This is a genomic window from Pseudoduganella sp. jia 12 (assembly GCF_055502675.1).
In genome coordinates, this window is the sequence record NZ_JBUXKP010000007.1 from 288,583 (window position 1) to 313,168 (window position 24,586).

General features: G+C 70.7%; 7 protein-coding genes. All 7 read right to left on the minus strand.

Annotated elements, in window-relative coordinates; all coding sequences use genetic code 11:
- Positions 1–27 precede the first annotated feature (27 nt).
- From ACY65G_RS17620 to ACY65G_RS17650, 7 genes are read right to left on the minus strand one after another with little or no spacing between them, the layout of a single operon-like run.
- Complete coding sequence (locus tag ACY65G_RS17620; protein ID WP_464998619.1) at positions 28–5,583, minus strand: type I polyketide synthase; 5,556 nt, start codon at positions 5,581–5,583, stop codon at positions 28–30.
- 19 nt (positions 5,584–5,602) lie between these two features.
- Positions 5,603–9,649 (minus strand): non-ribosomal peptide synthetase, encoded by a 4,047-nt coding sequence (locus ACY65G_RS17625; protein WP_464998620.1) that lies wholly within the window; start codon positions 9,647–9,649, stop codon positions 5,603–5,605.
- Between the two features lie 10 nt (positions 9,650–9,659).
- Entirely contained in the window at positions 9,660–20,519 is a 10,860-nt protein-coding gene (locus ACY65G_RS17630; RefSeq protein WP_464998621.1) for an amino acid adenylation domain-containing protein, read from the minus strand.
- Between the two features lie 30 nt (positions 20,520–20,549).
- The gene (locus tag ACY65G_RS17635) at positions 20,550–21,824 is read right to left on the minus strand and encodes a hypothetical protein (RefSeq protein ID WP_464998622.1); all 1,275 of its coding nucleotides are present in this window, start codon (positions 21,822–21,824) and stop codon (positions 20,550–20,552) included.
- 60 nt (positions 21,825–21,884) lie between these two features.
- Positions 21,885–22,643, minus strand: coding sequence for an outer membrane lipoprotein-sorting protein (locus ACY65G_RS17640; protein WP_464998623.1), 759 nt, complete (start codon positions 22,641–22,643; stop codon positions 21,885–21,887).
- Complete coding sequence (locus ACY65G_RS17645) at positions 22,636–23,874, minus strand: ABC transporter permease (protein WP_464998624.1); 1,239 nt, start codon at positions 23,872–23,874, stop codon at positions 22,636–22,638. The genes ACY65G_RS17640 and ACY65G_RS17645 overlap by 8 nt, the downstream gene beginning before the upstream one ends.
- A complete protein-coding gene (locus tag ACY65G_RS17650; RefSeq protein WP_464998625.1) occupies positions 23,871–24,572 on the minus strand; it encodes an ABC transporter ATP-binding protein in 702 nt (233 codons plus the stop codon). The genes ACY65G_RS17645 and ACY65G_RS17650 overlap by 4 nt, the downstream gene beginning before the upstream one ends.
- Positions 24,573–24,586: the final 14 nt, after the last annotated feature.

Sequence of the window (24,586 nt, forward strand, 5' to 3'; positions counted from 1 at the left end):
GAGTCTCTTGTGTCGTTCATCCGGTATTCAATCGGCCAGCGCGTGCAGCACGGCATCCAGGTCGTCGGCGGTTGCCGGTTCCGGCTCGGGCGCCGGTGCCTGCGGTGCGGACGAAGGGGGCGCCGGGTCGTCAACCGCGCCAGCCACGGCCGCCAGCTCGGCCACCGTCTGGTGTTCGAACAGCTGGTTCGGTTTCAGCAGCACGCCATGCTTGCGGGCATGCGACACCACCTGGATACCGATCACGGAATCGATACCCAGGTCGAAGAAGTTGTCGTGGATGCCGACCGGGGTGATACCCAATGCGCCCTCGATGATCCCCACCAGCACTTCCTCGGTGGGGTTGGTGGGCGGCGCGGCGATCACGTCCTCGCGCACCACCTTTTTCTTTTCCGCGGGCGTGGCAGCCGGGGCGATGCGCTCGTCGCGCAGCTTGCGCAACAGCGCTTCGACCGGGTGCGGGTTGACGATCCAGTGTCCGCCGTTCCGCAGCGCGAGGGCACGGGCAAACAGCGCGCGCCCTTCCTGCGGGGAGATCGAGCCATCGTCCACCGCCAGTGCGGCGGCGGCAGGCTTTGCCGCCAATGCGCCGGCTGGAACCCGGCGCAGCTGGAAGTCCGCCACCTCGGCCAGCACCGTGCCATCCGGCGCATACAGCGCGATGTCGAAGCGGATCACGTCGCGGTCGTCGGACATGCCGGCGAACTTCACGTGGCTGTACAGGTGCGTACCCAGCCGGCCGTGCACGGCCAGGGTGCCGTACGTGAACGGCAGGTATTCGTCCTGCAGCCCCAGGTCCAGCCGCGCCAGCAGGTGGCCGGTGATCGGGCCGGTGGCCATGTCCAGCAAGGCCGGATGCAGGCCCAGCGCGGCATCATCCGCCACGCCGTCCGGCAGCGCCAGCTCGCCCAGCAGTTGCCGCCCGCCGAGGCGGATGCGGCGCACCACCTGCCAGTGGCGGCCCAGCTCCAGGAAGCCATCCTCGCCCACCATCGCCGCGGCGCCGCCGGGGAAGTCCAGCATGTCGTCACGGCATTCCTCGGCGATGGCCGCCAGGTCGGCCTTGGTCGGGACTTCCGTCGCGCCAGCCGACACGGTGGCCGACAACACGGGGCTGTCGCCCTCCTTCACCTCGACCGAATAACCGTCGCCGGCGCGCTGCAGCAGCACGTCGACCGTGACCAGCCGGTCGGCCGGCACGAACAGCGGGCGGTAGAAGAACACGTCGCTCAGGGTGCAGGCTTCGCCGCCGCCAGCGGCTTCCTGCCATGCGGCGCGCACCATCTCGATCAGCGCCGTGCCCGGCATCACGGGCGTGCCGTGGATGCGGTGGTCCTGCAGCGCCCAATGGTCCTGCGCACGCAGGTGCGCGGTGTACCGCAGCGTGGCGCCTTCGTCGGCGCGGCTGAACAAATACGGGTGGGCCAGCGTGCGGCCGGCCGGCAGCGCCGGGGCGGAGGTGGTATGCCCCATAGCGACCGCCATACCGACCTCGCGCCAGCCGCCATAGGCCAGCGACAGCGTGCGCTGGCCGCGTGCGCTGCGGCTGCGGGCAAACGCATCGAGGAAGGCGTTGGCGGCCGCGTAATCGGCCTGGCCCACGCCGCCGATCGTGCCGAACAGCGACGACACGACAACGAAGAAATCGAGTGGCTGGCCGGCCAGCGCAGTGCCCGGAGGCTGCACAGCCAGCGCAGCTTCCAGCGCCAGCGCGCCCAGCACTTTCGGCGCGAGCACGGCATCGGCCTGGGCACGGGTCTTCAGCGCCATCATGCCGGCACCGGCGATACCGGCCGCGTGCACGACGCCGCGCACCGGCGGCATGGCACCCTGCACGCGTTCGACCATCGCGCGCACCGCGGCGGGGTCGGTGATGTCGCAACGTTCGGTGACGACCCGGGCGCCACGCGCCGCCATGCGCTGCAGGCGGCGAATACGTTCGCGGCCCGCGGCATCGTCCGGATGCGCGGCCAGCCACGCGTTCCATTCGGCCTGCGGCGGCAGCGCGTTGCGGCCCACCAGCACCAGGTGGCGCGCACCGCGTTCCACCAGCTCGTCGGCGAATTCCAGGCCCAGGCCTCCGAGCCCGCCGGTGACGAGGTACGTGCCCTCGGCCGCCAGCGCGGCCGGCATCGCCGGCTCCGGCACCGCCATCGTCTCCACATGGGCCAGCCAGCGCGCGCCGTTCCGTTCGGCCACGAACTGGTCCGCCGGGCCGGCCGGCGCATGCGGCGCCGCCTGCAGGCGGGCCAGTTCGTCGAGCATGCACCGGGCGATGCCGTCCGAGCCAGCCGGAAGATCCAGCACGCGGCTGGCGATGGCGCGGTGTTCGTAGCCGATCGCCAGGTGCGCGCCCAGCATCGTGGCCTTCACGGCATCGACCGCTTCGCCCGGCTGCACGTCGAACACTTCGCAGGCCACGGACAGCAGCGGCAGCCGTTCACCGGCGTCGTTGCCGAATGCCTGCGTCAGCGCCAGCAGCGTATGAAAGCCCAGTTCCAGGGTGGCGCCGCTGTTGGCGACGGAGTCGCCGCCGCTTGCCGGCAGCAGCCAGGCATGGACGATCGCATCGGGCTTGCCGGCATGCCGCGCCAGCGCTTCCCAGTCGGCCGCCTGGTCCGGGCGTACCCAGTACGCGCCGTCGTCCACCACGCCGAACGCGGGGCCCGGCTCGGCGCAGGCCACGGTGGCGCCGGCGGCGCGCAGGGCCGCTGCCAGCGCATTGCCCTGCGCGTCGTCGTGCGCGAGCAGCAGCACGTTGCGGCCAGCGAGCGCGGGCACGGCGTCCAGCCACGGCTGCCGGCGCCACGACGCCGCATGGAACCATTCGCCCATGTCGGCGCTGCGGCGCAGCCCCCCATCGAGGGTGCCGCTCGGCGCCAGCGGCGGTTCCATCCAGTGGCGTTCGCGCGCGAACGGATAGGTGGGCAGCGGAATGCGGCGACCCAGGTTGAACGCATCGACGCCGGCATAGTCGAGCGCATTGCCTGCTGCCCACAGGTTGCCCAGCGCGGCCAGCAGGAAGCGGTCGGCAGGCAGCACATCCTGCGGATGGCGCATCAGCGGCACAGCCACCGCCGTGGGCTTGCCCGCGACCGTCCCGGCGATGTGGCGCACGAAAGTGCTCAGCACGCCCGCCGGGCCGGCTTCGACGAGGAAGCCGCAGCCATCGGCCAGCAGCGTTTGCACCCCGGCCTGGAACAGCACGGGCGACAGCAGGTGGCGCACCCAGTAATCGGGGTCGGTGGCCTCGGCCGCCGTCAGCCAGGTGCCGGTGACGTTCGACACGACCGGCATCGCCGGCGCCCGCGGCGCGGCCGCGGCGACGGCGGCGCGGAATTGCCCGGCAATGGGTTGCATCATCGCCGAGTGGAACGCGTGCGACGTCTGCAGCCTGCGGCAGCCGGTGCCGGCGGCTTCCAGCTCTGCCGCCAGCGCATCGATGGCCGCCAGCGGGCCGGCAACGACGCTGGCGCGCGGGCTGTTGACGGCGGCCAGCTCGATGCCTTCGCGCAGGCAGCCACGCGCTTCGGCTTCGCCACCGCCGATCGACAGCATGGCGCCGGGCGGCATCGCGTGCATCAGGCGGCCGCGCAGCGCCACCAGGCGCAGCGCATCGTCCAGCGTGAACACGCCTGCCACGGTGGCGGCCACGTATTCGCCCAGGCTGTGACCCAGCAGCGCGGCGGGCACGATCTTCCATGCCTGCAACTGCATTGCCAGCGCATATTCGACGGTGAACAGTGCCGGTTGGGCATAGCGCGTTTCACGCAGCAGCGCGCTGTCCGCCTCCGTGGGCGTGGCCGTCAGCAGCAGCCGGGCCAGGTCGGTGTCGAGGTGCCGGGCCAGCGTGGCGCAGCAGGCATCGAACGTGTCGCGGAAAACGCTGCAGCCCGCATGCAGCTCGCGCGCCATGCCGGCATATTGCGCGCCCTGGCCCGTGAACAGCAGGGCCAGTTTTTTCGTGGCCGGCAGTGCCGGCGTCTTGCCCGGCTCCTTCGCCAGCCTGTCCAGGTTGTCGATCAGTTCGGCCGCATTGCGCGCGACCACGGCGCCCCGCAGGTCGAATGCGCGGCGGCCCTCCTGCAGCGTGAAGGCCACGTCGTCCAGGTCCGTTTCCGGATGGCGTTCGAGGAAGCGGGCCAGCTGGCCGGCGGCGCGGCCCAGCGCACCGGGCGTTTTCGCCGACAGCGGGAAGATCCGCAGCTTCTCGCCCGACACGGTGGGCTTCGTGATCGGCGGTTCTTCCAGGATCAGGTGCGCATTGGTGCCGCCGATGCCGAACGAGCTGACGGCGGCCACCCGCTTGCGGCCGGGTGCGGTGCGCCATTCGTTCAGCCGGTCGTTGACGAAGAACGGCGTCGCCGGGAAATCGATGCGCGGATTCGGCGTATCGAAATGCAGGCTCGGGGGCAGCATGCCGGAGCGCGCCGCCAGCGCAGCCTTGATCACGCCGGCCACGCCGGCGGCCGGCGCCAGGTGGCCCACGTTGGTTTTCACGGACCCGATCGCGCAGTAGGCGCTGCGGTCGGTGTGGACGCGGAATGCGCGCGTCAAGGCCGTGATCTCGATCGGGTCGCCCAGCGACGTACCGGTGCCGTGCGCCTCGATGTAGCCGATGTCGTCCGGGTTCGTGCGAGCGGCCTTCAGTGCCCGCGTGACCGCTTCCACCTGGCCATCGATGCCGGGCGCCGTGTAGCCGGCCTTGTGCGAGCCATCGTTCGTGACCGCCGAGCCGCGGATCACGGCGTAGATGTTGTCGTCGTCCGCCTCGGCATCTTCCAGGCGCTTCAGGACGATGACGCCCACGCCGCCCTCGGAAAACACGGTGCCCTTCGCACCCGCGTCGAAGGCGCGGATGCAGCCGTCGTCCGAGTTCAGGCTGCCTTCCGTGTAGTTGTAGCCATGGCCGGCCGGCACGGTGGCCATCGAACCGCCAGCCAGCGACAGGTCGCATTCGCCGGCGCGCAGCGCCTGGCATGCCATGTGGATCGCCACCAGCGACGTGGAGCACGCGGTCTGCACCGTCACCGACGGGCCGGTGAGATTGAGCTTGTAGGCCACCCGGTTGCTGAGGTAATCCGGTTCGTTGCCGATGCCGGCGATCAGGTCGCGGTCCGATGCGCACATGATCTCGCGGTTGGAATACACATTGTTCAGGAAGTAGCGCGACAGCCCGGTGCCGGCATACACGGCCGCCGTGCCGCGGTAGCCGTCCGGCGCGTAGCCCGCATCTTCCATCGCCGCCCACGACGCTTCCAGGAACAGCCGCTGTTGCGGATCGATCAGCTCCGCCTCGCTGGGCGCGTAGCCGAAGAAACCGGCGTCGAACTTGTCCACGTCCGGCAGGTGGTAGCCGGCGCCGACCCAGCCGCCGCCGGCCACCTGCCGCTCGACATAGGGCACGGTCAGGTAGTCGTGGGCATCGATGCCCGCACGGATTTCTTCCGGCGTGAACTGGCGCAGCGCGCTGCGGCTTTCGCACAGCATGTTCCAGAAGCTTTCCACGTCGGGCGCGCCCGGGAAGCGGCCGCTGATGCCGATGATCGCGATCTTGCCCGACGAGACTTGGTTCTCTTTCATGGTATTCCCCTGAATGTGTTCATTGAGCCCGGCGGCGGCGGCCGCGCGGTGCGTCGTTGTTGTCGTTGTTCTTGCCCGAACCCGCGGCCGCCGTGGCCTCGCCCTCCACGTGCCGCACCAGGTCGGCGATGGTCGGGTGGCCGAAGAACATGTCGAGCAGGCTCACGTCGCGCGGCAGGCGCGGTTGCAGGCGCGTGTGGATGCGGATCATGTCCACCGAGGTGCCGCCCAGGTCGAAGAAGTTGTCGGCCGGGCTCACGTGCGGCACGCCGAGCACTTCGGCCCACAGCGCGCAGATGTCCGCCGCCAGCGGGCTGGCGGCGCCGGCACGCGCGGTGCCCTGCGCCTGCCGTGCCACCGGCTCGGGCAGCGCCTTGCGGTCCACCTTGCCGTTGGCCGACAGCGGCAACGATTCGAGCCGCACGAACTGGCGCGGCACCATGTACTCGGGCAGGCGGCGGGCCAGGTGGGCGCGCAGGCCTTCCTCGAACGCGGCCTTCGGCAGCGACGCGTCGGGATCGTTCGCGTTGCCTGCCGTTTCCTGGCCCGGCAGACCGCCGGCCAGCATGTGCAGGTACATCGCGTCGCCCCCCAGCGCGAACGGATCGCCGGCACGTTCCGCGTCGAAGCCGCCCAGTTGCACGAGGCCCAGGCCGGCCGCCGCGGCGGCGTCTTCCAGCAAGTGGCTCATGGCACCCGCCTCCAGCAGGCACAGCGTGGGCGCCACGGCGCCGTATTGCGGCTCGATCGCCTGCCGGGAGCCGACGAGGAACAGGCGGAACGCGGCGGCAGCGGCGATCGGCTGGTTGCGGCGCGGGTAGAGGTCCGCGTCCAGCGTCACGCCGGCGGCCACCTGCTGCAGCGCGTTGCGCACAGGGTGGTAGTAGTAGATGCCGGGTTCGATCCCGTCGACACGGCTGATGTGCAGGTACAGCTGCACCGGGTAGAGGCCGCCGGCCGAAGCGTAGCGGTAGCGCGGCAGGCCGTCGTCGCCGCCCTGGCGCAGCGGTTCGAGCAGGCGGGCCAGGGCCGCCGCCGGCACCGCGTCCCCCGCGAACACGCGGGTGGAGCGACGCTCGATGCGCCGCGGTGCCGCGCCGCCGAGTACCGTTTCGCTGCCGTGCAGGCGGCGCAGGCCCGGTTGCGACAGGATGCCCTGCAGCTTGCCCGCGCTGCCGCCATCGTCGCGCAGGTAATAGCCGACCAGCTGGCCCGCCTTGCCGGTACCCACGTTGGCGACGGACGCCTGCACGCCCGGCCAGGCATTCATCGCGCTTTCGATCTCGCCCAGCTCCACGCGGTAGCCGTTGACCTTCACCTGGAAATCGATGCGACCCAGGATTTCCAGCGTGCCGTCCGGCAGCCAGCGGCCCAGGTCGCCCGTGCGGTACAGCCGCGCCCCGCTGTGCGGGCAGGTGACGAATGCCTGCGCGGTGCGCTCCCGATCCTTCCAGTAGCCGACGGCCACGCCGGTGCCGCCGATGCACAGCTCGCCGGGAACGCCGACCGGGCAGTTGTCGAGGTTCGCGTCGCGCACGTGGAAGGTCTGGTTCACCATCGGCTTGCCGTACGGGATGCTGCGCCAGGCCGGATCGATCTCCGACACAGGATGCAGGATCGACCAGATCGATGCTTCCGTCGCGCCGCCCAGGCTGTAGATGGCCGCGTTCGGGCACCACGTGCGCAGTTGCGCCGGCAGGGCCAGCGAGATCCAGTCGCCGCTCATCATGGCCACCCGCAGGCGCAGGTCGGGCCGCTCGGCCACGTCGCGCAGGTAGCCGACGTAAAGGTCGAGCAGTGCCGGCACCGTGTTCCACAGCGTGACGCCGTGGCGTGCCATGATCCCTGCCCAGTGCGCCGGTTCGCGCGCATGGCCGGCATCCGGCAGCACCAGTGCGCCGCCGGCGCCCAGCACGCCGAAGATGTCCCACACCGACAGGTCGAAGTTCAGCGCCGACAGCCCCAGCACGCGGTCGTCCGCGCCCACCTGCATGCGCTGGTTGACGTCGATGCAGGTGTTCAGCGCACCGCGGTGGTCGATGGCCACGCCCTTCGGCGTGCCGGTCGAGCCGGACGTGTAGATCACGTAGGCCAGGTCGGTCGGTGCCCGCAGGGGTGGCAGCGGCCGCGGCGTGCCGGGCGCCAGCGAGTCCAGCTCGACGACCATGCAGCCGGCAATGGAACGCTGGCGCAGCGTGGCCGCGTCGGTGACGACGGCGGCCGCGCCGGACAGGCGCAGCACCTCGTCGATGCGCTCCTGCGGCAGGCTGGGTTCGATGGGCAGGTAGGCGGTGCCTGCTTCGAGGATGCCCAGCACGGCCACCACCTGGGCGGCCGATTTCGGCAGCATCACGGCGACCAGGGCCCCGGTCGGCACTTCGCGGGCGCACAGCGCATGGGCCAGCGCATTGGACTCGCGGTACAGCGCACCGAACGTGAGCGTGCGGCTGCCGTCGGCCACGGCCAGGCTGTCCGGCCGCGCATGGCACTGGGCCAGCAGGGGCTCGTGCAGCAGCCCGGCCGGCACCGGCGCGGCCGTGGCATTGGTGCGCGCCATCAGTGCCTGCTGGGCGGTGGGCACCAGGTCGAGCCGCGGCTGCTGCCATGCCGTGCCATCGCGGGCCAGGCGCTGCAGCAGGCCCGTGAAGGCATCGAACATCGCATCGACGAAACCATGCTGGAACAGCTCATCGACGCTGTCCCAATCGATGGCGAGGTCGCCGCCGTATTCGCCGGCCTGGCAGTCGAGCCACACCTGCGGCGTTTGCGTGACGGCATAGGCGGTATGGCCCAGCCAGTCCAGCGGGGCGACATCCGCATGCGCGGCGGCGCTCGCGTTGCCGTTGCCATTGCTGCCATTGCCGCTATTGAGGGCGCCGGTAAACACGACCGGCATCATGACCGAGCCGGCGCCGCGCCGGCGTTCGGTGAGTTCGCGCAGTACGCGCACGCCGCTGACGGCGCGGTGGTCGAGGTCCTGCCACAGCTGGCGCTGCACGCCCAGCGCGATGTCGGCAAAGGCGCGCGGCGTGGACAGGTCGAAGGCCAGCAGCGTGACGGTGGTGAAGTCGCCGACCAGCCGGTCGACGTCCGGGTGGAACGGCAGCCGGTTGAACAGCGTGAGGTTCAGCGTGAAGCGCGGCGACTGCGACCAGCGCCGCACCACGCAAGCATAGATCGACAGCAGCAGCGCGGCCGGCGTGATGCGCAGGGCGCCGGCGCGCTTCTTCAGCGTTTCCCAGTCGGCCCGCGGCAGGCGCAGGCTGCGGTGCGTGAACTTCGGCGCGTCGATCGATTCCGGACTGCGCGCCAGCGGGAACTCCGGCGGCGGCGGCAGGTCGTCGAGCCGGTTGCGCCAGTAGCGCAGCGATTCCTGGAACGCCGGCGTGTCCTCCATCTGGCGCAAGCCGGCCTCGTAGTCGGCGAACGAGAAGGCCAGCGCCGGCAATTCGTCATTCGGGTGGTCGTGGTAATGCTGCCAGTCGTCGCTGATCAGGTCGAAGCTGTGGGCGTCGAGGATCAGCACGTCGAGCGACAGGTGCAGCCGCAGCACGCCTTCCGGCAGCCGGCTGGCACGGATCTCGAACAGCGGCCAGATGTCGGCCGGCAGTACCTGGTGCGACAGTTCCTCGCGCAGCGCGGCCAGCCGCGCGCCGCGTTCCGCCGGCGGCAGGGCCGACAGGTCCTCCACCTTGAAACGGTAATACGGCACGTCGGCGAGGATGCGCTGGTTGCCGTCGGACTGCACCACGGCGCGCAGCATGTCGTGCCGGGCGATGACGCGGTTGAATGCCCGCTCCAGCCGTGGCAGGTCGGCGCCGCGCGCCTCGATTTCCAGGTAGCCGTGCGCGGACACGTTGCCCATCGCGAAGCTGCCCTGCCGGCCCACCCAGTAGGCTTGCTGGATTTCCGTCAGCGGGAACGGCTTGCGGCGGCGGCTGGCATCCGGCACCAGCTGCGGCACGCCCTGCCCCCGTGCCACCACCTCGCGCCGCTCGCGCATGCGCGCCAGCAGCGTTTCCGTCTGCGACCGGGACAGGCCGGCGATCTTGTCGATGATATCCATGCTCTTCTCCTTACCGCGCGGTGTCGGCGGACACTTCGGCCACCAGTTCATGCAGGTCGCCCATGCCATCGGCCAGCGCGGCCAGCAGCGTTTGCGACAGTTCGGCCACGGTGGGCCGCGTCATCAGGTCGGACAGGCGCAGCGCCGCGTGCCAGTGCTGGTTCACGTCGAACAGCAGCCGCGTAGCCAGCAGCGAATGGCCGCCCAGCGCGAAGAAGTCGCCGTCGATGCCCACCGCTTCAGGGTCGAGGCCCAGGTGCACGGCAAAGCGCTGCGCCAGGTCTTCCTCGACGGCGTTGCGGGGCGCCTGCCGGGCATGCGTTTGCGGTTCGCCGGCACCCGCCGCCGCCAGCCCGGCCAGTGCGCGGCGGTCGGTCTTGCCGTTCGGCGTCAGCGGCAGTTGCGCCAGGCGGAGGAACGCGGACGGCACCATCCAGCGCGGCAGGCGCTCGGCCAGTGCGGCGCGCAGCGGCGCTTCCATGTCGCTGCCCGCGCTGTAGAAGGCGGCCAGCCGGGCCGGTTCGCCATGCGCGACGACAGCGCCGGCCTCGACGCCGGGTACGGCGCGCAGCGCCGCGTCGATCGCGCCCAGTTCCACGCGATGGCCGCGGATCTTGAGCTGGTCGTCGCGGCGGCCCAGGTATTCCACGGTGCCGTCGGGCAGCAGCCGGCCCAGGTCGCCCGTGCGGTACATGCGGCTGCCGGCGCTGCCGGACAGCGGATCGGGAATGAAGCGCTCGGCGGTCATGCCGGGGCGGCCCAGGTAGCCGCGCGCCAGGCCATTGCCGGCGAGGCAGATTTCACCCTGCGCGCCGGCCGGCACCGGCTGCAGCGCCTCGTCCAGCAGATACAGGCGGGTACCCGGCAGCGGGCGGCCGATCGTCACGGCGCCCTCCTCGCCCGGCGCCAGGCGCAGCCACGTGGAATACGTGGTGTCCTCGGTCGGGCCGTACAGGTTGCAGACGGTCAGCTGCGGCCACAGGGCGCGCGCGCCGTCGACCAGCACCTGCGGCAGCGCTTCGCCGGCCAGGTTCAGTACCCGCACGGCAGGCGGCAGGCACTGCTCGCGGGCCAGCTCGGCGGCGGCACTGGGCACGGTATTGACCAGGGTGACGTCGGCAAACCGGGCGTCGTCGGCATCGCCGCCCTGCGTCAGCGCCAGCACGTTGTCGACCAGGACGATCCTGCCACCGTGGGCAAGCGGCAGGAACAGCTCGAAGACGGACAGGTCGAAGCACACCGACGTCGAGGCCAGCATGCCGGTCCGTTCCTCGGCCGTGAACTCGGTGGCGGCCCAGTCGAGGAATGTGCACACGGTGCGGTGCTCGATCGCCACCCCTTTCGGTTCGCCGGTGGAGCCGGACGTGAAGATCACATAGGCCAGCTGGTGCGGCGAGACGTCCACCGCCGGTGCATGCGCCGGATGCGTTTCGAGCGCACCGTCGTCGAGGACGAACCGCGGGCATGCGCCCAGCGCCACGTCGCCGGTGCCGGCGGCCGTGATCACCAGCGCCGCGCCGGACAGGCGCAGCACCGTGTCGACATATGCGGCCGGATAGGTTGGGTCGACCGGCACGTAGGCCGCGCCGGCCTTCAGCACGGCCAGCAGCGCCACCGGCAGGTCGGCCGTGCGTGGCAGGCAGACGGCCACGCGGTCCTCGGGCCGGACACCACGCGCCAGCAGTGCATGGGCAAGCCGGTTGGCGCGGGCATCGAGTGCGCCGAACGTCATCGTCTCGCCCCCGCAGCGCAACGCCACCGCGCCCGGGTCGCGCGCGGCCTGAGCCTCACACAGGCGGTGCAGGCAGCCCTCGTTCATCGCCACCGCCGGCTGCCCCGCGATCGCCTCGCGCTCTTCCGGCAGCAGCGCGTCGAAGCCGGCCAGCGGCTGTTGCGGCGCCGCGGCGATGCGCTCCAGCAGGTGCGCATAGCGGCGCAGCATGGTCTGCGCGGTGGCTTCGTCGAACAGTGCCGCCGAGTAGGTCAGCACCAGTTCGATGCCGTCGGTGGCCAGCAGCGCGTCGAGCGTGAGCTCGTACTTCGTGTGCGTGGCGGGCGGCACGATGGTGCGCGTCGCCACGCCCGCTCCCTGCCATGCGTCGTGCGCTTCGCAGTTGAACAGCACCTGCACGAGCGCCGGCCGGGCCGGATCGCGTTCCAGGCCGGCGGCGCGCACCATGTCGGCGAACGGGAATGCGCGGTGCGCCAGCGCATCGGCCACTTCCGTGCGCACGCTGCGCAGGAAGTCGGTGAACGGCTGCTCCGGCATCGCGGCGACCGTCAGCGGCACCACGTTGACGCCGAAGCCCACGTACGACTCGGCCGCGCCGGCCGGGTGCACGGAGACCGGCACACCGATGACGAACCGGGTGGCGCCGCTCAGCCGGGCCAGCAGCAGGCGCCAGGCGGCGTTCAGCGTCATGAACGGCGTGGCCTGGGCGGCGGCGCCGAGCCTGCGCACGGCATCGAGCATGGCCGCCGGCAGTTGCAGCGTGACGCGGCCCGCTTCGAAGCGCTGAACTGCGGGATGCGGTCGGTCGACCGGCAGCGCGGGTGCCGGCGGCACTTGCGCCAGCCGCTCGCGCCAGTAGGCGGCGGCGGCCGGGTCGATCTCGTCGAGCTTGCTGCAAGCCGCGTCGACCGGCAGCACCGGTTTCAATGGCGCCACGCCGCCTTCCTTCAGCGCCCCATACAGCGCCCACAGCTCGCCGGCCAGGCGGCCGAACGACATGCCGTCGATGACGAGGTGGTGCGCCAGCAGGTACAGCCACGCTTCGCCCGACGGCAGCCACAGCAGCCAGGCGCCGGCCAGCGGGCCGCGGCGCGGATCGAGCGGGGTGCGCTGGCGCACGGCGATCCAGTCACGCGCGCGCCCTTTCGCGCCATCGCCGAGCATCGAAAAGTCGACCTGTTGAAGCGCAACCTGTTGAAGCGCGACCTGCTGAAGCGCGCCCACCTGCAAGGCCACGGCCGCAGCGGCCGGCACCACGAAGCGTTCGCCCCCTTCGGCGACCTGGGCGCGCAGCAGCGGGTGGCGTGCCACCGCCGCGCTCCATGCCTGCGCCAGAAGGCCGGCATCGAGATCGCCCGTCACGGCATACAGCGCGCCTTCGTTGTAGGCCGGCGCGATCTGCTCGCCCAGCTCCAGGTGTACGAGGATCTGGCGCTGCGCTTCCGACATGGGCAGCGCAAGGTCGCGTACCGGCCGTGCGCGCAGCACGGCCTGGCCGGCCGCCACAACGAGCGTTTCCGGCTGCGCGAAGCCGGCGGCGGCAAGGCGGTCGAGCCAGCGCTCCGGGGGCATCAGCGCATGGTCCGGGCGCACGTCCGTATCGTCGCGCTGCCACCAGCCTTCGGTGATGCCGAACACGAGGTCGAGCCACGCGTGCGCCTGCGTGCATTCCTGCAGAAGCAACGTGCCGCCGTCGTCCAGCAGCGCGTCCAGCCTCGCCAGCGTGGCCGCCAGGTCGGGGGTTACGTGGACGACATTGGCGGCTAGGACCACGTCGAACGTGCCGTCGATGCCCTGCTCCGCCGCGGCGCGGGTGAGGTCGAACTGCCGGTACGTGACGCGGCCATCGGCCAACTCGCGCTCGGCGCGAGCCAGGAAGGCGGGCGAGACGTCGGTGTACCAGTAGTCGCATTGCGCGCCGAGCCTGGCCAGCAGGCGGCGCGCGACGGTGCCGGTGCCGGCACCCGCCTCAAGGATGCGCAGTGGCCGGCCGGCGACGCGTTCGCAGTCGAGCACTGCCTGCACCAGCCCTTCGTTGGCGGCGGCCGCACCCGGCGCTTCCGCATACAGGCGCGCCAGCCATTCGAAGCCTTCGCCACGGAACAGCACGTCGACCGCCTCGCGCCGGCCGGCCAGCACGTCCGGCAGCGCCACCGCGCAGCGGTCGGCAAGCGCGGCGATGGCCCGGGGCAGCCGCTCGGCCAGTACGGCGCGGCGCTGCGGCAGCGTGGCGGCCAGCCGGCGCAGCGCATCGGCACGGGGCGCGCCCAGGTGTTCCAGCATGCGGTTCAGCAGCTTCGCATGGGCCGGCGTCACGGGGGCCGCCGCATCGTCGCGCCAGCCCAGCCTGACGAGGGCGTCGGCAAACGCGGCCAGCGCGAAATCGTCCAGCGCGAGCGTTGCCGCTTCCGGTGCCATGGCGGCTCGATCGACAACCAGTCCGCCGCCATCGCCGCCCGGGAAGAAACCGCCGGCGCGCATCGCGTTGGCGCTGTCGATGGCGGCGGCCACGATGCGTTCGATGTCGGCATCGTCGTGCGCGGTGGTCAGGAAACACGTGTGCCCTTCCCAGATGTACACACCGCGCAAGGTCATGTGATAGAAGAACAGGTTCGCCTCGATCGGCTGGAACTCGACGCTGAAATTATTGAAGAACACGAACCGCAGCAGCGAGCCGGCATGGTCGATGTGGATCGGGAATCCGGCGGCGGCGTAGTGCGCGTTCAGCCGCGCCGCCAGCCGCTCCGTGCGCCCGTTCAGCGTGCGGTACAGCTCCTCGCCTTCCGCCTCGATGCGTTCCAGCACGGCGATGCACGACGCCATCGTCAGCGGGTGCGCCGAGAACGTGCCGGCGAAGAACGTGTGCGGCTGGCGCGGTGCGGAGTCGTCGCCGTAGCGCCAGGCGCCGCCGTCGATCGCATCCATGAAGCGCGCACGGCCGGCGATGACCCCGATCGGCATGCCGCCGCCGGCCACCTTGCCATACGTGACGATATCGGCCCGCACGCCGTACCAGGCCTGGGCGCCACCGGCATGCAGCCGGAAGCCGGTGATCATCTCGTCGAACATCAGCGCGCAGCCCGTTTCATCGGCGATGCGGCGCAGCTCGTGCAGGAACTCCTTGGGCTGCAGGCCGGGCCGGCGGCTCTGCACCGGCTCGGCGATGATGGCCGCCGCTTCGGGTGCCAGTTCGCGGATTTTCTGCAGCGACGCTTCGGTGCCCCACTCCAGCATCGTCACTTCGCGCGCGCTGGACGCCGGCACGCCGGGCGCGCCGGGCTGGCCTTCGATGCCGCCGCGGCCGGCGCTGGCCAGTGTGGCGTCGGAATGGCCGTGGTACGAGCCGGTGAAGCGGATGATGCGCGTGCGGCCGGTAACGGCGCGGGCCAGCCGGATCGCCGTCATCACGGCCTCGGTGCCGGAGTTGGCGAACGCCACGCGCTCGGCACCGGTCAGCCGCGCCACCAGGGCGGCGGCCCGGCCGGACAACGGCGATTTCGGGCCCACCTGGATGCCGTCGACCAGCTGCCTGCGCAACGCGTCGACGACCATCGGCGGGTTGTGGCCGAACAGGCAGGAACCGAAGGCCATCGTGAGGTCGACGTAGTCGTTGCCGTCGATGTCGGTGACGTGGCTGCCGGCGCCGCGGTCGACGACCAGCGGGTAGATCATTTCCTTCGTGGCGCGCTTGAAGCCCAGCGAGCTGCGGTAATCGGCGAACACGGCGCGGTGCTGCTCGGCGTAGGCGCGCGAGCCGGCCGTTTTCGCGGTATAGGCGCGGGCCAGCTCGTCGATATGGGCGGCCTTGCGGCTGTCGAGGGCCGGCGCGGCGGGGGCCGCTGGCGCAAAGAAAGGAGTTGATGCGGGAGTAGATGCGGGAGTAGATGTGGAAACGACAGCCGGTTGCAACTGCATGGCGGCCACCGGCATGGCAGGCGCCACGGGTGTCGATGCAAGCGGCGCATTGCCGCCGGCCTGCGCCATCTGCAGGGCCATCACGTCGCGCAGCGTGGCCAGCTGCTGTTCGAACAGGCGGGCCAGGTTGTCGATGCCGCCGGCGACCGGGATCGCGGCGGTGACTGGGGCGATCGGGGCGGCAAGGGCGACGGCGGGGACCGGTGCGGTTGGTTCCACTATGACCACCGGTGCATGCGTCGCGACGTGCCCGGCCAGCCGGTCGATCGTGTCGAGCCCTTCGAACAGCGCGGGCAGCTCGACCTTCACGGCGAAGCGCGTTTCGATGCGGCCGCCGAACTCGGTGAGCACCAGCGAATCGGCGCCGCTTTCCAGGAAGCTGCGGCGGTTGTCTACCGCATCGGCCGGGCAGCGCAGCAGTTCGGCCAGCGTGGCGCGCAGCCAGCCAGCGGCATCGGCGCCAGCCTGGGTAGTGGGAGCGGCAACGGCGGCCGGCGTATGGGGAGCATTCATGGCAGGTGCCTCGGAAGGTGAAATCCAGTGGGAAGCGAGATCGAACGGGTAAGCCGGCAGCGCGATGGCGGGATCGGCATCCCTGCCGGCCAGCGCCACCCAGTCGGGCCGCGCGCCGATGCAATACAGCCGGGCCAGCGCGGCGAGGATGCCGCGCAGCGCAGTGCCGGGCACGCACGACACCACGTCGGTGTCCGGGGCGGCGCCGCGTCGCAGCAGGCCCGCCAGCACGGCCTGCGGCGCGATTTCCAGCAGCACATCGGCACCATCGTCCTGGGCGGCGGCAACGCAATCGGCGAACCGCACCGTGCCGCGCAGGTGATCGACCCAGTAGCCGCCGTCGACCTGCTGCAAGCGGGTGCCGCGCAGGTTGCCGTAGAGCGGGATGACGGGCACGCGGTAGCCGATGCCGGCTGCCACGCGGCCGAATTCCCCGAGCACCGGGTCCATCAGGGCGGAGTGGAAGGCCGTTTCGACCTGGAGCGGCTGCGCCGTGAAGCCGGCCGCGAGCACGGCGGCCCGCGCGGTGTCGAGGGTCGCGGCCGGGCCGGTCAGCGTGACCACGCCGGGCGCGTTGACGGCCGCCAGCTCGACACCGGGCGGCACGTGCGCCAGCCACGTATCGAGCAGGTCGGCGCGGCCCGTGACGGCCAGCATCGCGCCCCCCGTGCAGCGGCTCATCAGCCGGGCACGCGTGGCCACCAGCAGGGCCGCGTCATCCAGGTCGAGCGCGCCGGCGATGCAGGCCGCCACGTATTCGCCCAGGCTGTGGCCGAACGCGGCGGCCGGCTGGATGCCGCAGGCCATCAGCGTGCGTGCCAGCGCGTATTCGCAGGCGAACAGGGCGGGCTGGGCAAACATGGTCCGCGCCAGCATTTCACTATCGACCGGTTCGTTGCCGTAAAGTTGTTCGGCGAGGTGGCCCGCAAGGTGGTCCGAGGTCGGCAGGCCGTGCCGCGCGAACGCGGCGGCGGCGTCATCGAACGCTTCGCGGTAGGCCGGCACGTGTCGGTACAAGTCCGCGCCCATCGCGGCCTGCTGGGCGCCCTGCCCGCCGAACACGAAGGCGATGCGGGGCGCCGGGCGGCCCGTCACGTCGCCCTGCGCCAGGCTGGCGGCGCCTTCCAGCTGCGCGGCGAGATCCGCCGCATCGGTGCCGATGGCCACGGCGCGGCGCGACAGTGCGGAGCGGCCTCCTGCGGCCGCACGGGACAGGCGATGCAGCGCTGCCGGATCTTCACGCAATTGCCGCGCATAGGCGTGGCACAGCGAGCGCAGCGCCCGTTCCGATTCCGCGCTGACCGGCAGGACCGCGGTGGGAAAATCAGCCGTCGCCGGCGCCACGCTCTCATGGCGCTCGAGGATCACGTGCGCATTGCTGCCGCCAAAACCCATCGACGTGACGCCCACGTGGCGCAACGGCGCGGCGGGCGCCGTGCCATCGGCCAGTTGCAGGCGGCCTTCGGCGCGTTCGAGCCTGGGGTTCGGCTGCGACAGCCCGGCGACGGGCGGCACCTGCTGGTGCCGCAGGCACAGCACGGCCTTCACGAAACCGGCCAGGCCGGCCGCCGCTTCCAGGTGGCCGATATTGGCCTTCACGGTGCCGACCAGGCAGGGGGCATGATCGCCACCCCGATCGCCCCGGCCCGCGCCGACGACCGCGTTCAGCGCATGCCATTCGATCGGGTCGCCCAGCGCGGTGCCGGTGCCGTGCGCTTCGACGTATTGCACGGCCGCGCCCGCGATGCCGGCGGCATCCAGCGCGGCGCGCAGCAGTTGCTGCTGGGCGTTGCCGTTCGGTGCCGTGAGCCCGAAGCTGCGGCCATCCTGGTTGACGGCGCTGCCGGCGATGCGGGCCAGGATAGGGTTGCCATCCGCCCCGGCCGCGTCGCGCCGGCGCAGCACGACGGTAACGACGCCCTCGCCGCGCGCATAGCCATCGGCCGACGCGTCGAAGCTGTGGCACGCGCCGCTCGGCGACAGCATGCCGGCACGGCGCAGCGTGGCCGACAGCCGCTCGTCGAGCAGCAGGTTGACGCCGGCGACGATGGCGGTATCGCATTCGCCATCCCGCAGGCTGCGCCACGCCATGTGCAGTGCCACCAGCGACGACGAACATGCCGTGTCGATCGCCACGCTGGGGCCGCGCAGGTCGAGGAAATACGACAGCCGGTTGGCGACGATGCTGTTGGCGCCACCGGTGGCGGCATGGCCGCCGGCCACGTCGTCGAGCACGCGCTGGCCGTATTCCTGGCCGCTGACGCCGACGAACACGCCGGTGCGGCTGCCGGCCAGCCGTTCGCGCGGGATGCGCGCCGCTTCCAGCGCATGCCAGGCGCTCATCAGCAGCAGGCGCTGGCGTGGGTCCATCCGTTCGGCTTCATGCGCGGCGAGGTGGAAGAACGAGGCATCGAAGCCATCGATATCGTCCAGCCAGCCGGCCTCGGCATCGGCATCGGCACCCAGTGCGCGGCGTGCGGCCGACGGCATGCCGACGGCGCGGCGGCCTTCGTGCAGCAGTTGCCAGAACGCCGCCAGGTCCGGCGCGCCGGGGAAGCGGCCATGCATGCCGACGACGACGATATCGTCCCGCGCCTCCTCCTGCGCCGCCGGTTGCTCCGGCATCGCCGGTGCCGACGGGTCGGCGAATGCGGCGGCCAGGTGGCGCGCCACGGCGGCCGGCGTGGGATGGTCGAACAGCAGCGTGGTCGGCAGGCCGGGCATGGCGAACTCGCGTTCCAGTTCGCCGGACAGGCGCACGGCATCGTTCGAATCCAGGCCCCAGTCGGCAAACGCGCGTTCGGCACGGATCGCCTCGACCGGCAGGCCGGCCAGCTCGGCCACGCGGTGGCGCAGCCAAGTCTCGATACCGGCGGCATCGGCGGGTGCCGGCATTGCCTCGGTGCCGGCAGATGCCTGCGCGGCCAGCAGCGCGGGGCTGCGCCAGCCGGCCTTTTCTTCCAGCGTGCCGTCCAGGAACATCGCGCTCGTGGCGCGGCGCTGCACCTTGCCGCTGGTGGTCTTCGGGATCGTGCCCTGGCGAATCAGGGCGATGCCGGCCACCTTCAGCTCGTGGCTGTCGGCGATGCTGCGGCGGATGGCCGTCAGCATTCCATCGGTATCGCGTTCGGGGTTGAAGCGGCGGTCGGTTTCCGCCACCACGCACAGCAGCTCCTCGCCGCCGACCGGCACCGCGAACGCGGCCGCGCCGGCCGGGCGCAGCAGCGGGTGCGCGCTGTCGACGGTATGTTCGATGTCCTGCGGATAGTGGTTGCGGCCGCGGATGATGATCACGTCCTTCATGCGGCCGGCGATGACGACCTGCCCGTCGTGCAGGAAACCCAGGTCGCCGGTGCGCATCCAGCGCCGGGCGTACCTGCTGGCGGCATCGCTCGCGGCATCACTTGCCAGCGTGCCGCCGAACGTTTCCTCGGTGCGCTGCGGGTTTTCCCAGTAGCCCGCGCCGACGGCGGCGTTGCGCACCCAGATCTCGCCCACGCGGTCGGCCGCGCAATGCAGGCGGGTGGCCGGATCGACGATGGCCAGTTCCGTATCGCCGATCGGGTAGCCGCTGCAGGCCAGCCACGTGGTGCCCGGCCCGCCCGGGCGCGGCTCGACGCGGTGGCGTTCCAGCGCGCGGGCATCGACGAACAGGCCGTTCGGCGCCTGGCCGGCCGCCTTCAGGTGGCTGCCGGTGACGATGCAGCTGGCCTCGGCAAGGCCCCAGCTCGGGTTGAACACGCCGGCGCGAAAGCCCGCGGGGGCGAATTTTTCCGTGAAGGCGCGCATGGTTTCCATCCGCACGGGCTCGGCGCCGTTCAGGGCGCCCTGCCAGCACGACAGGTCCAGTTCCGCCAGCTCGCCCGCGGTCACGCTTTTCATGGCGAGGTCGAAGGCGAAGTTCGGCCCCATCGTGTGCGTGATGCGGTGGCGGCTGATCGCGCGTACCCAGCGCGACGGCTGCTGCACGAAGGAGGCGTTCGGCATGATGTAGCCGCGGATCGCCAGCCGGATCGGCGTGAGCAGGCCATAGATCAGGCCCAGGTCGTGGAACGGTGGCAGCCAGTTCAGCAGGCTGGAATCTTCGCCATGCGCGCAGCCGCGGGCAAAGTATCCGGTGTTGGCCAGCAGGTTCGCATGGGTCAGCATCACGCCTTTCGGCAGTGCGGTGGAGCCGGACGTGTACTGCAGGAAGGCCACGCCGTGCGGATCGATGTCCGGGCGCTGCCAGGCGGCCGCGCGGGCGGTATCGACTTCCTCGCTGGCGATCCACGCCATGTCGCGCAGCGCCGGCATCGCATCGAACGACTCGGCCGCCTTGTCGGCCAGCAGGCGCGTGGTCAGCACGGCGCGCGGCGCGGCCGAGGCGGCGATGGCCAGCAGCTTTTCCAGTGTCTGCTGCAGGCGCGCCGGCCGTGGCGGCGGCAGCGGCACCGCGATGCGGCCCGCGTACAGGCACCCGAAATAGGCGCTGGTGAATTCCATGCCCGGCAGGTACAGCAGCATCACCCGGTCGCCCGGCTGCGTGCTGGCGGACAGCGCCTGCGCGATGGCGCGCGCCTCCTTGTCGAGATCTGCGAAGGTGGCGGTGGCGGCGGCTTCCTCGCCGTCCCGCAGGTAAGTGAGGACCGGGAAGTCCGGCAGCCGGGCGGCCTGCTGTTGCAGCAGGTCCACCAGGTCGCGCGGTGCGAAGTCGTCATGCGTGTTCATCGGTTGCCCCTGATAGTTTTAGTGTCGATGTCAGAAACTTGCCGTCATGCCGAGGAACAGCACGCTGTCCAGGTAGCGGCGGGTGTCGCCATGGCGGCTGCCGAACGGCACCGTCAGGTTGGCGGCCAGCTTGATGCGGTCGTTCAGGTCGTGGGAAATCACGATCGTGGTGCTGCCGTCCCTGGAACCCAGGCCATAGCTGACCTGTGCCACCAGGCTGGTGGCGGGCGCGATGCTGCGATTCACGTACTGCATGTACACGGTGTCGCGGCCGAACGTGCGGGCATACGGTTGCACGACGGCGCCCAGCTGCCCCGCCGCGGCGCCGGCGGCGAAGGGATCGCTGCCGCGGAAGCGGCCCGCCTGCGCGACGGCGAACGCATCGAGCGCCGCCCGCTCGGCCGCCGAGTAGCCTTCCGTATTGCGGCGGTATTCCAGGTTCACGGTGCTGCCGCCTTCGAAGGTGTAGGAACCGCCGACGAGCACGTCGTAGTGGCGCTTGCGGTCGTCGGCCCGCGTTGCCAGCTGCCAGTCCTGCGTGCCGTTGCTTGCGGCGCCCGGTGCGAGGGCCAGCAGCCGGCGCGAACCGCGGAACGTGGCGGCGTCGAAGTACACGATGACGGCATCGTTGACGGTCCACTGGCCATAGGCGCCGTACTGGTTGCGGCCGGCGCGGTGCGAGGCCACGGCGCCGACGGCGAACACGTCGCCCACGTGATCGGCCCGCAGCGCCGTCTCGGGCTTGAACGGGCGCAGCACTTCCCGGTCGCGGCCTTCGTCGACATTGCGCACCAGCGCCACGGTGTTGCGGTCGTCGATGCGCCAGCGGACGCCGACGAAATCGCGCGACGGCAGTTCCGTGAACGGGTTCACCTGGTTCGTCTCGGTGAAGAACGGGTTCGACGGCGAAGCGAACTGCGACGGTCCCCACAGCATCAGCTCGCGGCTGTAGAACACGTCGACATTGCCGAGGCGTCCCTCCACCAGCCAATTCTGCAGATAGGCCTTGGTCTCCCGCGTGTCGCCGCTGGCGGCGTTGGTGCCGGTGGCCTTGCCGAACGTGACGCGCGGGCCGATCGCCAGCACGCCATACTCGCCCTCCATGCGCCAGCGCAGCCGGGCTTGCGCGCCATGCTGCATGCGCGGCAGCCCTGCCAGCAGGTTGTCCGGGTTGTAACTGCTGTCGGCGCGCACGTCGTACAGGGAGCTGAACAGCACCAGGTCGGCGCCGAATTCCGGCGCGCCGGCGTACACGTTCCCCGTACCGGCCGCCAGGGTGGCCAGCACTACCAGAGCAGATCGCATGGAAGACCTCGTTGTTGGTGGGTTGAGCCTGAATACGCTCAGTTGTACATCAGTTGCGCATCAGTTCCGCGTCAGGTTCGCCAGGCTGAGCGTGGACGACGAAATGTCGTTGACCTTGACGTCCCAGTATTTGAGGACGGTGCGCTTCGATGGTTCGAGCGCGTCGGCGATTTCCATCCTGCTGACGAAGCGCACGGTCTGGCCGTTGTGCCGCACGTGGTTGTCGTACTCGATACGGGCCGTCTTGAGCACGTTGCCGGACACGGCGAAGTATTCGGCCTTGATGCCGAGCGCGCTTTCCTTGTCGATGAAGTAGCGGATGCGGTCGTAGGCCACCGACGTCGATTTCGCCTTCAGGTCCAGCACCCACACGGCGCGGCCGTCGACGGTGCCCTCGCCCGCCAGCGCGGCATCGTAGTCGCGGCTGTAGTTGGTGGTGGCGATGTCGCCGTTCGACGCTTCGCCCAGCATGCGCTGGCGCGGCGAGATGGCGATCGGCTTGCGCACGTCCGGCGAGGCGAACCACATGTTCCGGCCCTGCATCAGCATGCGGTTGCCGCGCACCCGCGGCGGTTCCGTGAAGCTGATCAGGCTGTCGGCGGCGGCGGCCTGGATCTGCAGCTTCAGTTCCGAGCCGGCCTGGCCGTCGCGGATCTCGGTGACGCTGCTGTTCAGCTGCACGCCTTTCAGGCCGCCGCCGCGCGCCATGTCGCTCTGTTCGAGCAGTTTGTTGGGATCGGGCGCGGCAATCGCTGCCTGTGCGTTGAAGGTGGCTGCGGCTGCGAGCAGCAGCCGCATCAGGTGTTTGGCGTTAAACATGGGATAGTGCTCCGGTGATGTTGCGACGCGACGCGCGCCGGGCGGGCAGGTACGAGGCCAGGGCGGCCAGCACGACCAGCGTGAACAGGGAACCGCCGAGGTTGGCGGCGACGAGCTTGACGACCAGCGGCACTTCGGCGGCGGCGTCCGGCGGCATGTAGGTGATGCCGGCGCCGTTGATCAGGAAGCCGGCGGCCACCGTGATCGCGATGCCGAGGCCGCAGCCGATGGCCACGATCAGCATGCCTTCCAGCACGAACAGGCTGTCGAGCGTGCGCACCTGCATGCCCAGCGCGCGCAGCGTGCCGATCTCGCGGGTGCGCTCGGTAATCGTCATGCCCATCGTGTTGAACACGCTGGCCAGCACGACGATGGCGACGACGACGCTGATGAACAGGTACATCATGTCGAACAGGCTCTTCACCTGGTTGTAGTAGGCGGACAGCGTGCGCCAGTCGCGCACCTCGACGGCGATGCCATCGATGGCCAGCGCGGCCTTCACCGCGGCGGCGGCGGCGGCGAGGTCGGTGCCGTCTTCCAGCAGCAGCACGATGCGTTCGGCGCCATCGTAGGCCATCAGGCGGCGCGCGGTCTCGAGCGAGGTGAGGATGAACTTGTCGTCCGTGCCCAGGCTGCCGGTGGCCGAGGCTTCCAGCATTTCGACACCGACGGCGTTGACCATGCCGTCCAGCGTGCCGCCCAGCAGGCTGGCATCGCTGCCCGCTTTCAAGCCCAGCGATTCGGCCAGCCGCCGGCCGAACACGGCGCCCTGCGTGCGCCGGGGATCGAGCAGGCCCGGCTGGTTCGCATATTTTTCGCCGCGCAGCGTGAACATGTCTTCGGCGCGCATGCCTTCGCCGATGTAGATGCGCGACGTGTCGCCGTTGCTGACCAGCCCCGACAGCGTGATGCGCGGGCTGACCAGCTTGACGCCGGGCAGTGCCGCCAGCCGGGCCGTGGCCGAGGCCAGTTCGCTTTCGGTGAAGGCATAGCGGCGCGGATCCTGGGCGCCCTTGTCGTACAGGCCGGGCTTGCCCACGGTAAGGTGGCCAAGGCGTTCGCCGACGATGACTTCATCTTCCAGCGAACTGTAGACGGAAACGAAGTACCCCTCGAACAGCGACAGGGCGACGAAGCCGATGACGACGGAGGCCAGCGTGGCCATGCTGCGCCGGCGGTTGCGGACCGCGTTGCGGGCGGCGAGCTTGAAGCGGGTGATCATGTCCATCATGCGGCCTTTTCGGTGGCGGTACGGGTATCGGTGACGATGCGGCCGTCGGACAGTTCGAGCCGCCGGCTGGCATAGCCGAGCAGCCGCGCATCGTGGGTGGAGAACACGAAGGTGACGCCCTTCTCCTCGTTCAGCCTGCGCATCAGGCCGATCACGGATTCGGCGGTGACGGAATCGAGGTTGGCGGTGGGTTCGTCGGCCAGCACCAGCTTCGGTTCGTTGACGAGCGCCCGGGCGATGGCCACGCGCTGGCGCTGGCCGCCGCTCATCTCGTCCGGCCGCTTGCGGGCCTGCTGTTCCAGCCCCACGTCGGCCAGCATGCGCAGCGCCCGGGCCTTGCCCTCGGCGGCAGCGACGCCGGCGATCTGCAGCGGCATCATCACGTTTTCCAGCGCGCTCAGCACCGGTACCAGGTTGAAACCCTGGAACACGAAGCCGACGGTGGCGTTGCGGAATTTCGCCGCTGCCATGTCATCGAGCGTGGCGCAGTCGGTGCCATCGATGTGCACACTGCCGAGGTCGGCACGGTCCAGCAGGCCGATGAGGTTGAGCAGCGTGGACTTGCCGCTGCCCGATGCGCCCCACACGCAGGCAAATTCGCCCGGATGCACTTCGAGGCTGAGCTTGTGCAGTGCAACAACCCTGCCCTGGTCCTTGCCGTACGCCTTTTCGACGTGGGTGAGTTCTACGATGTTCAAAGGATGCTCCTTGA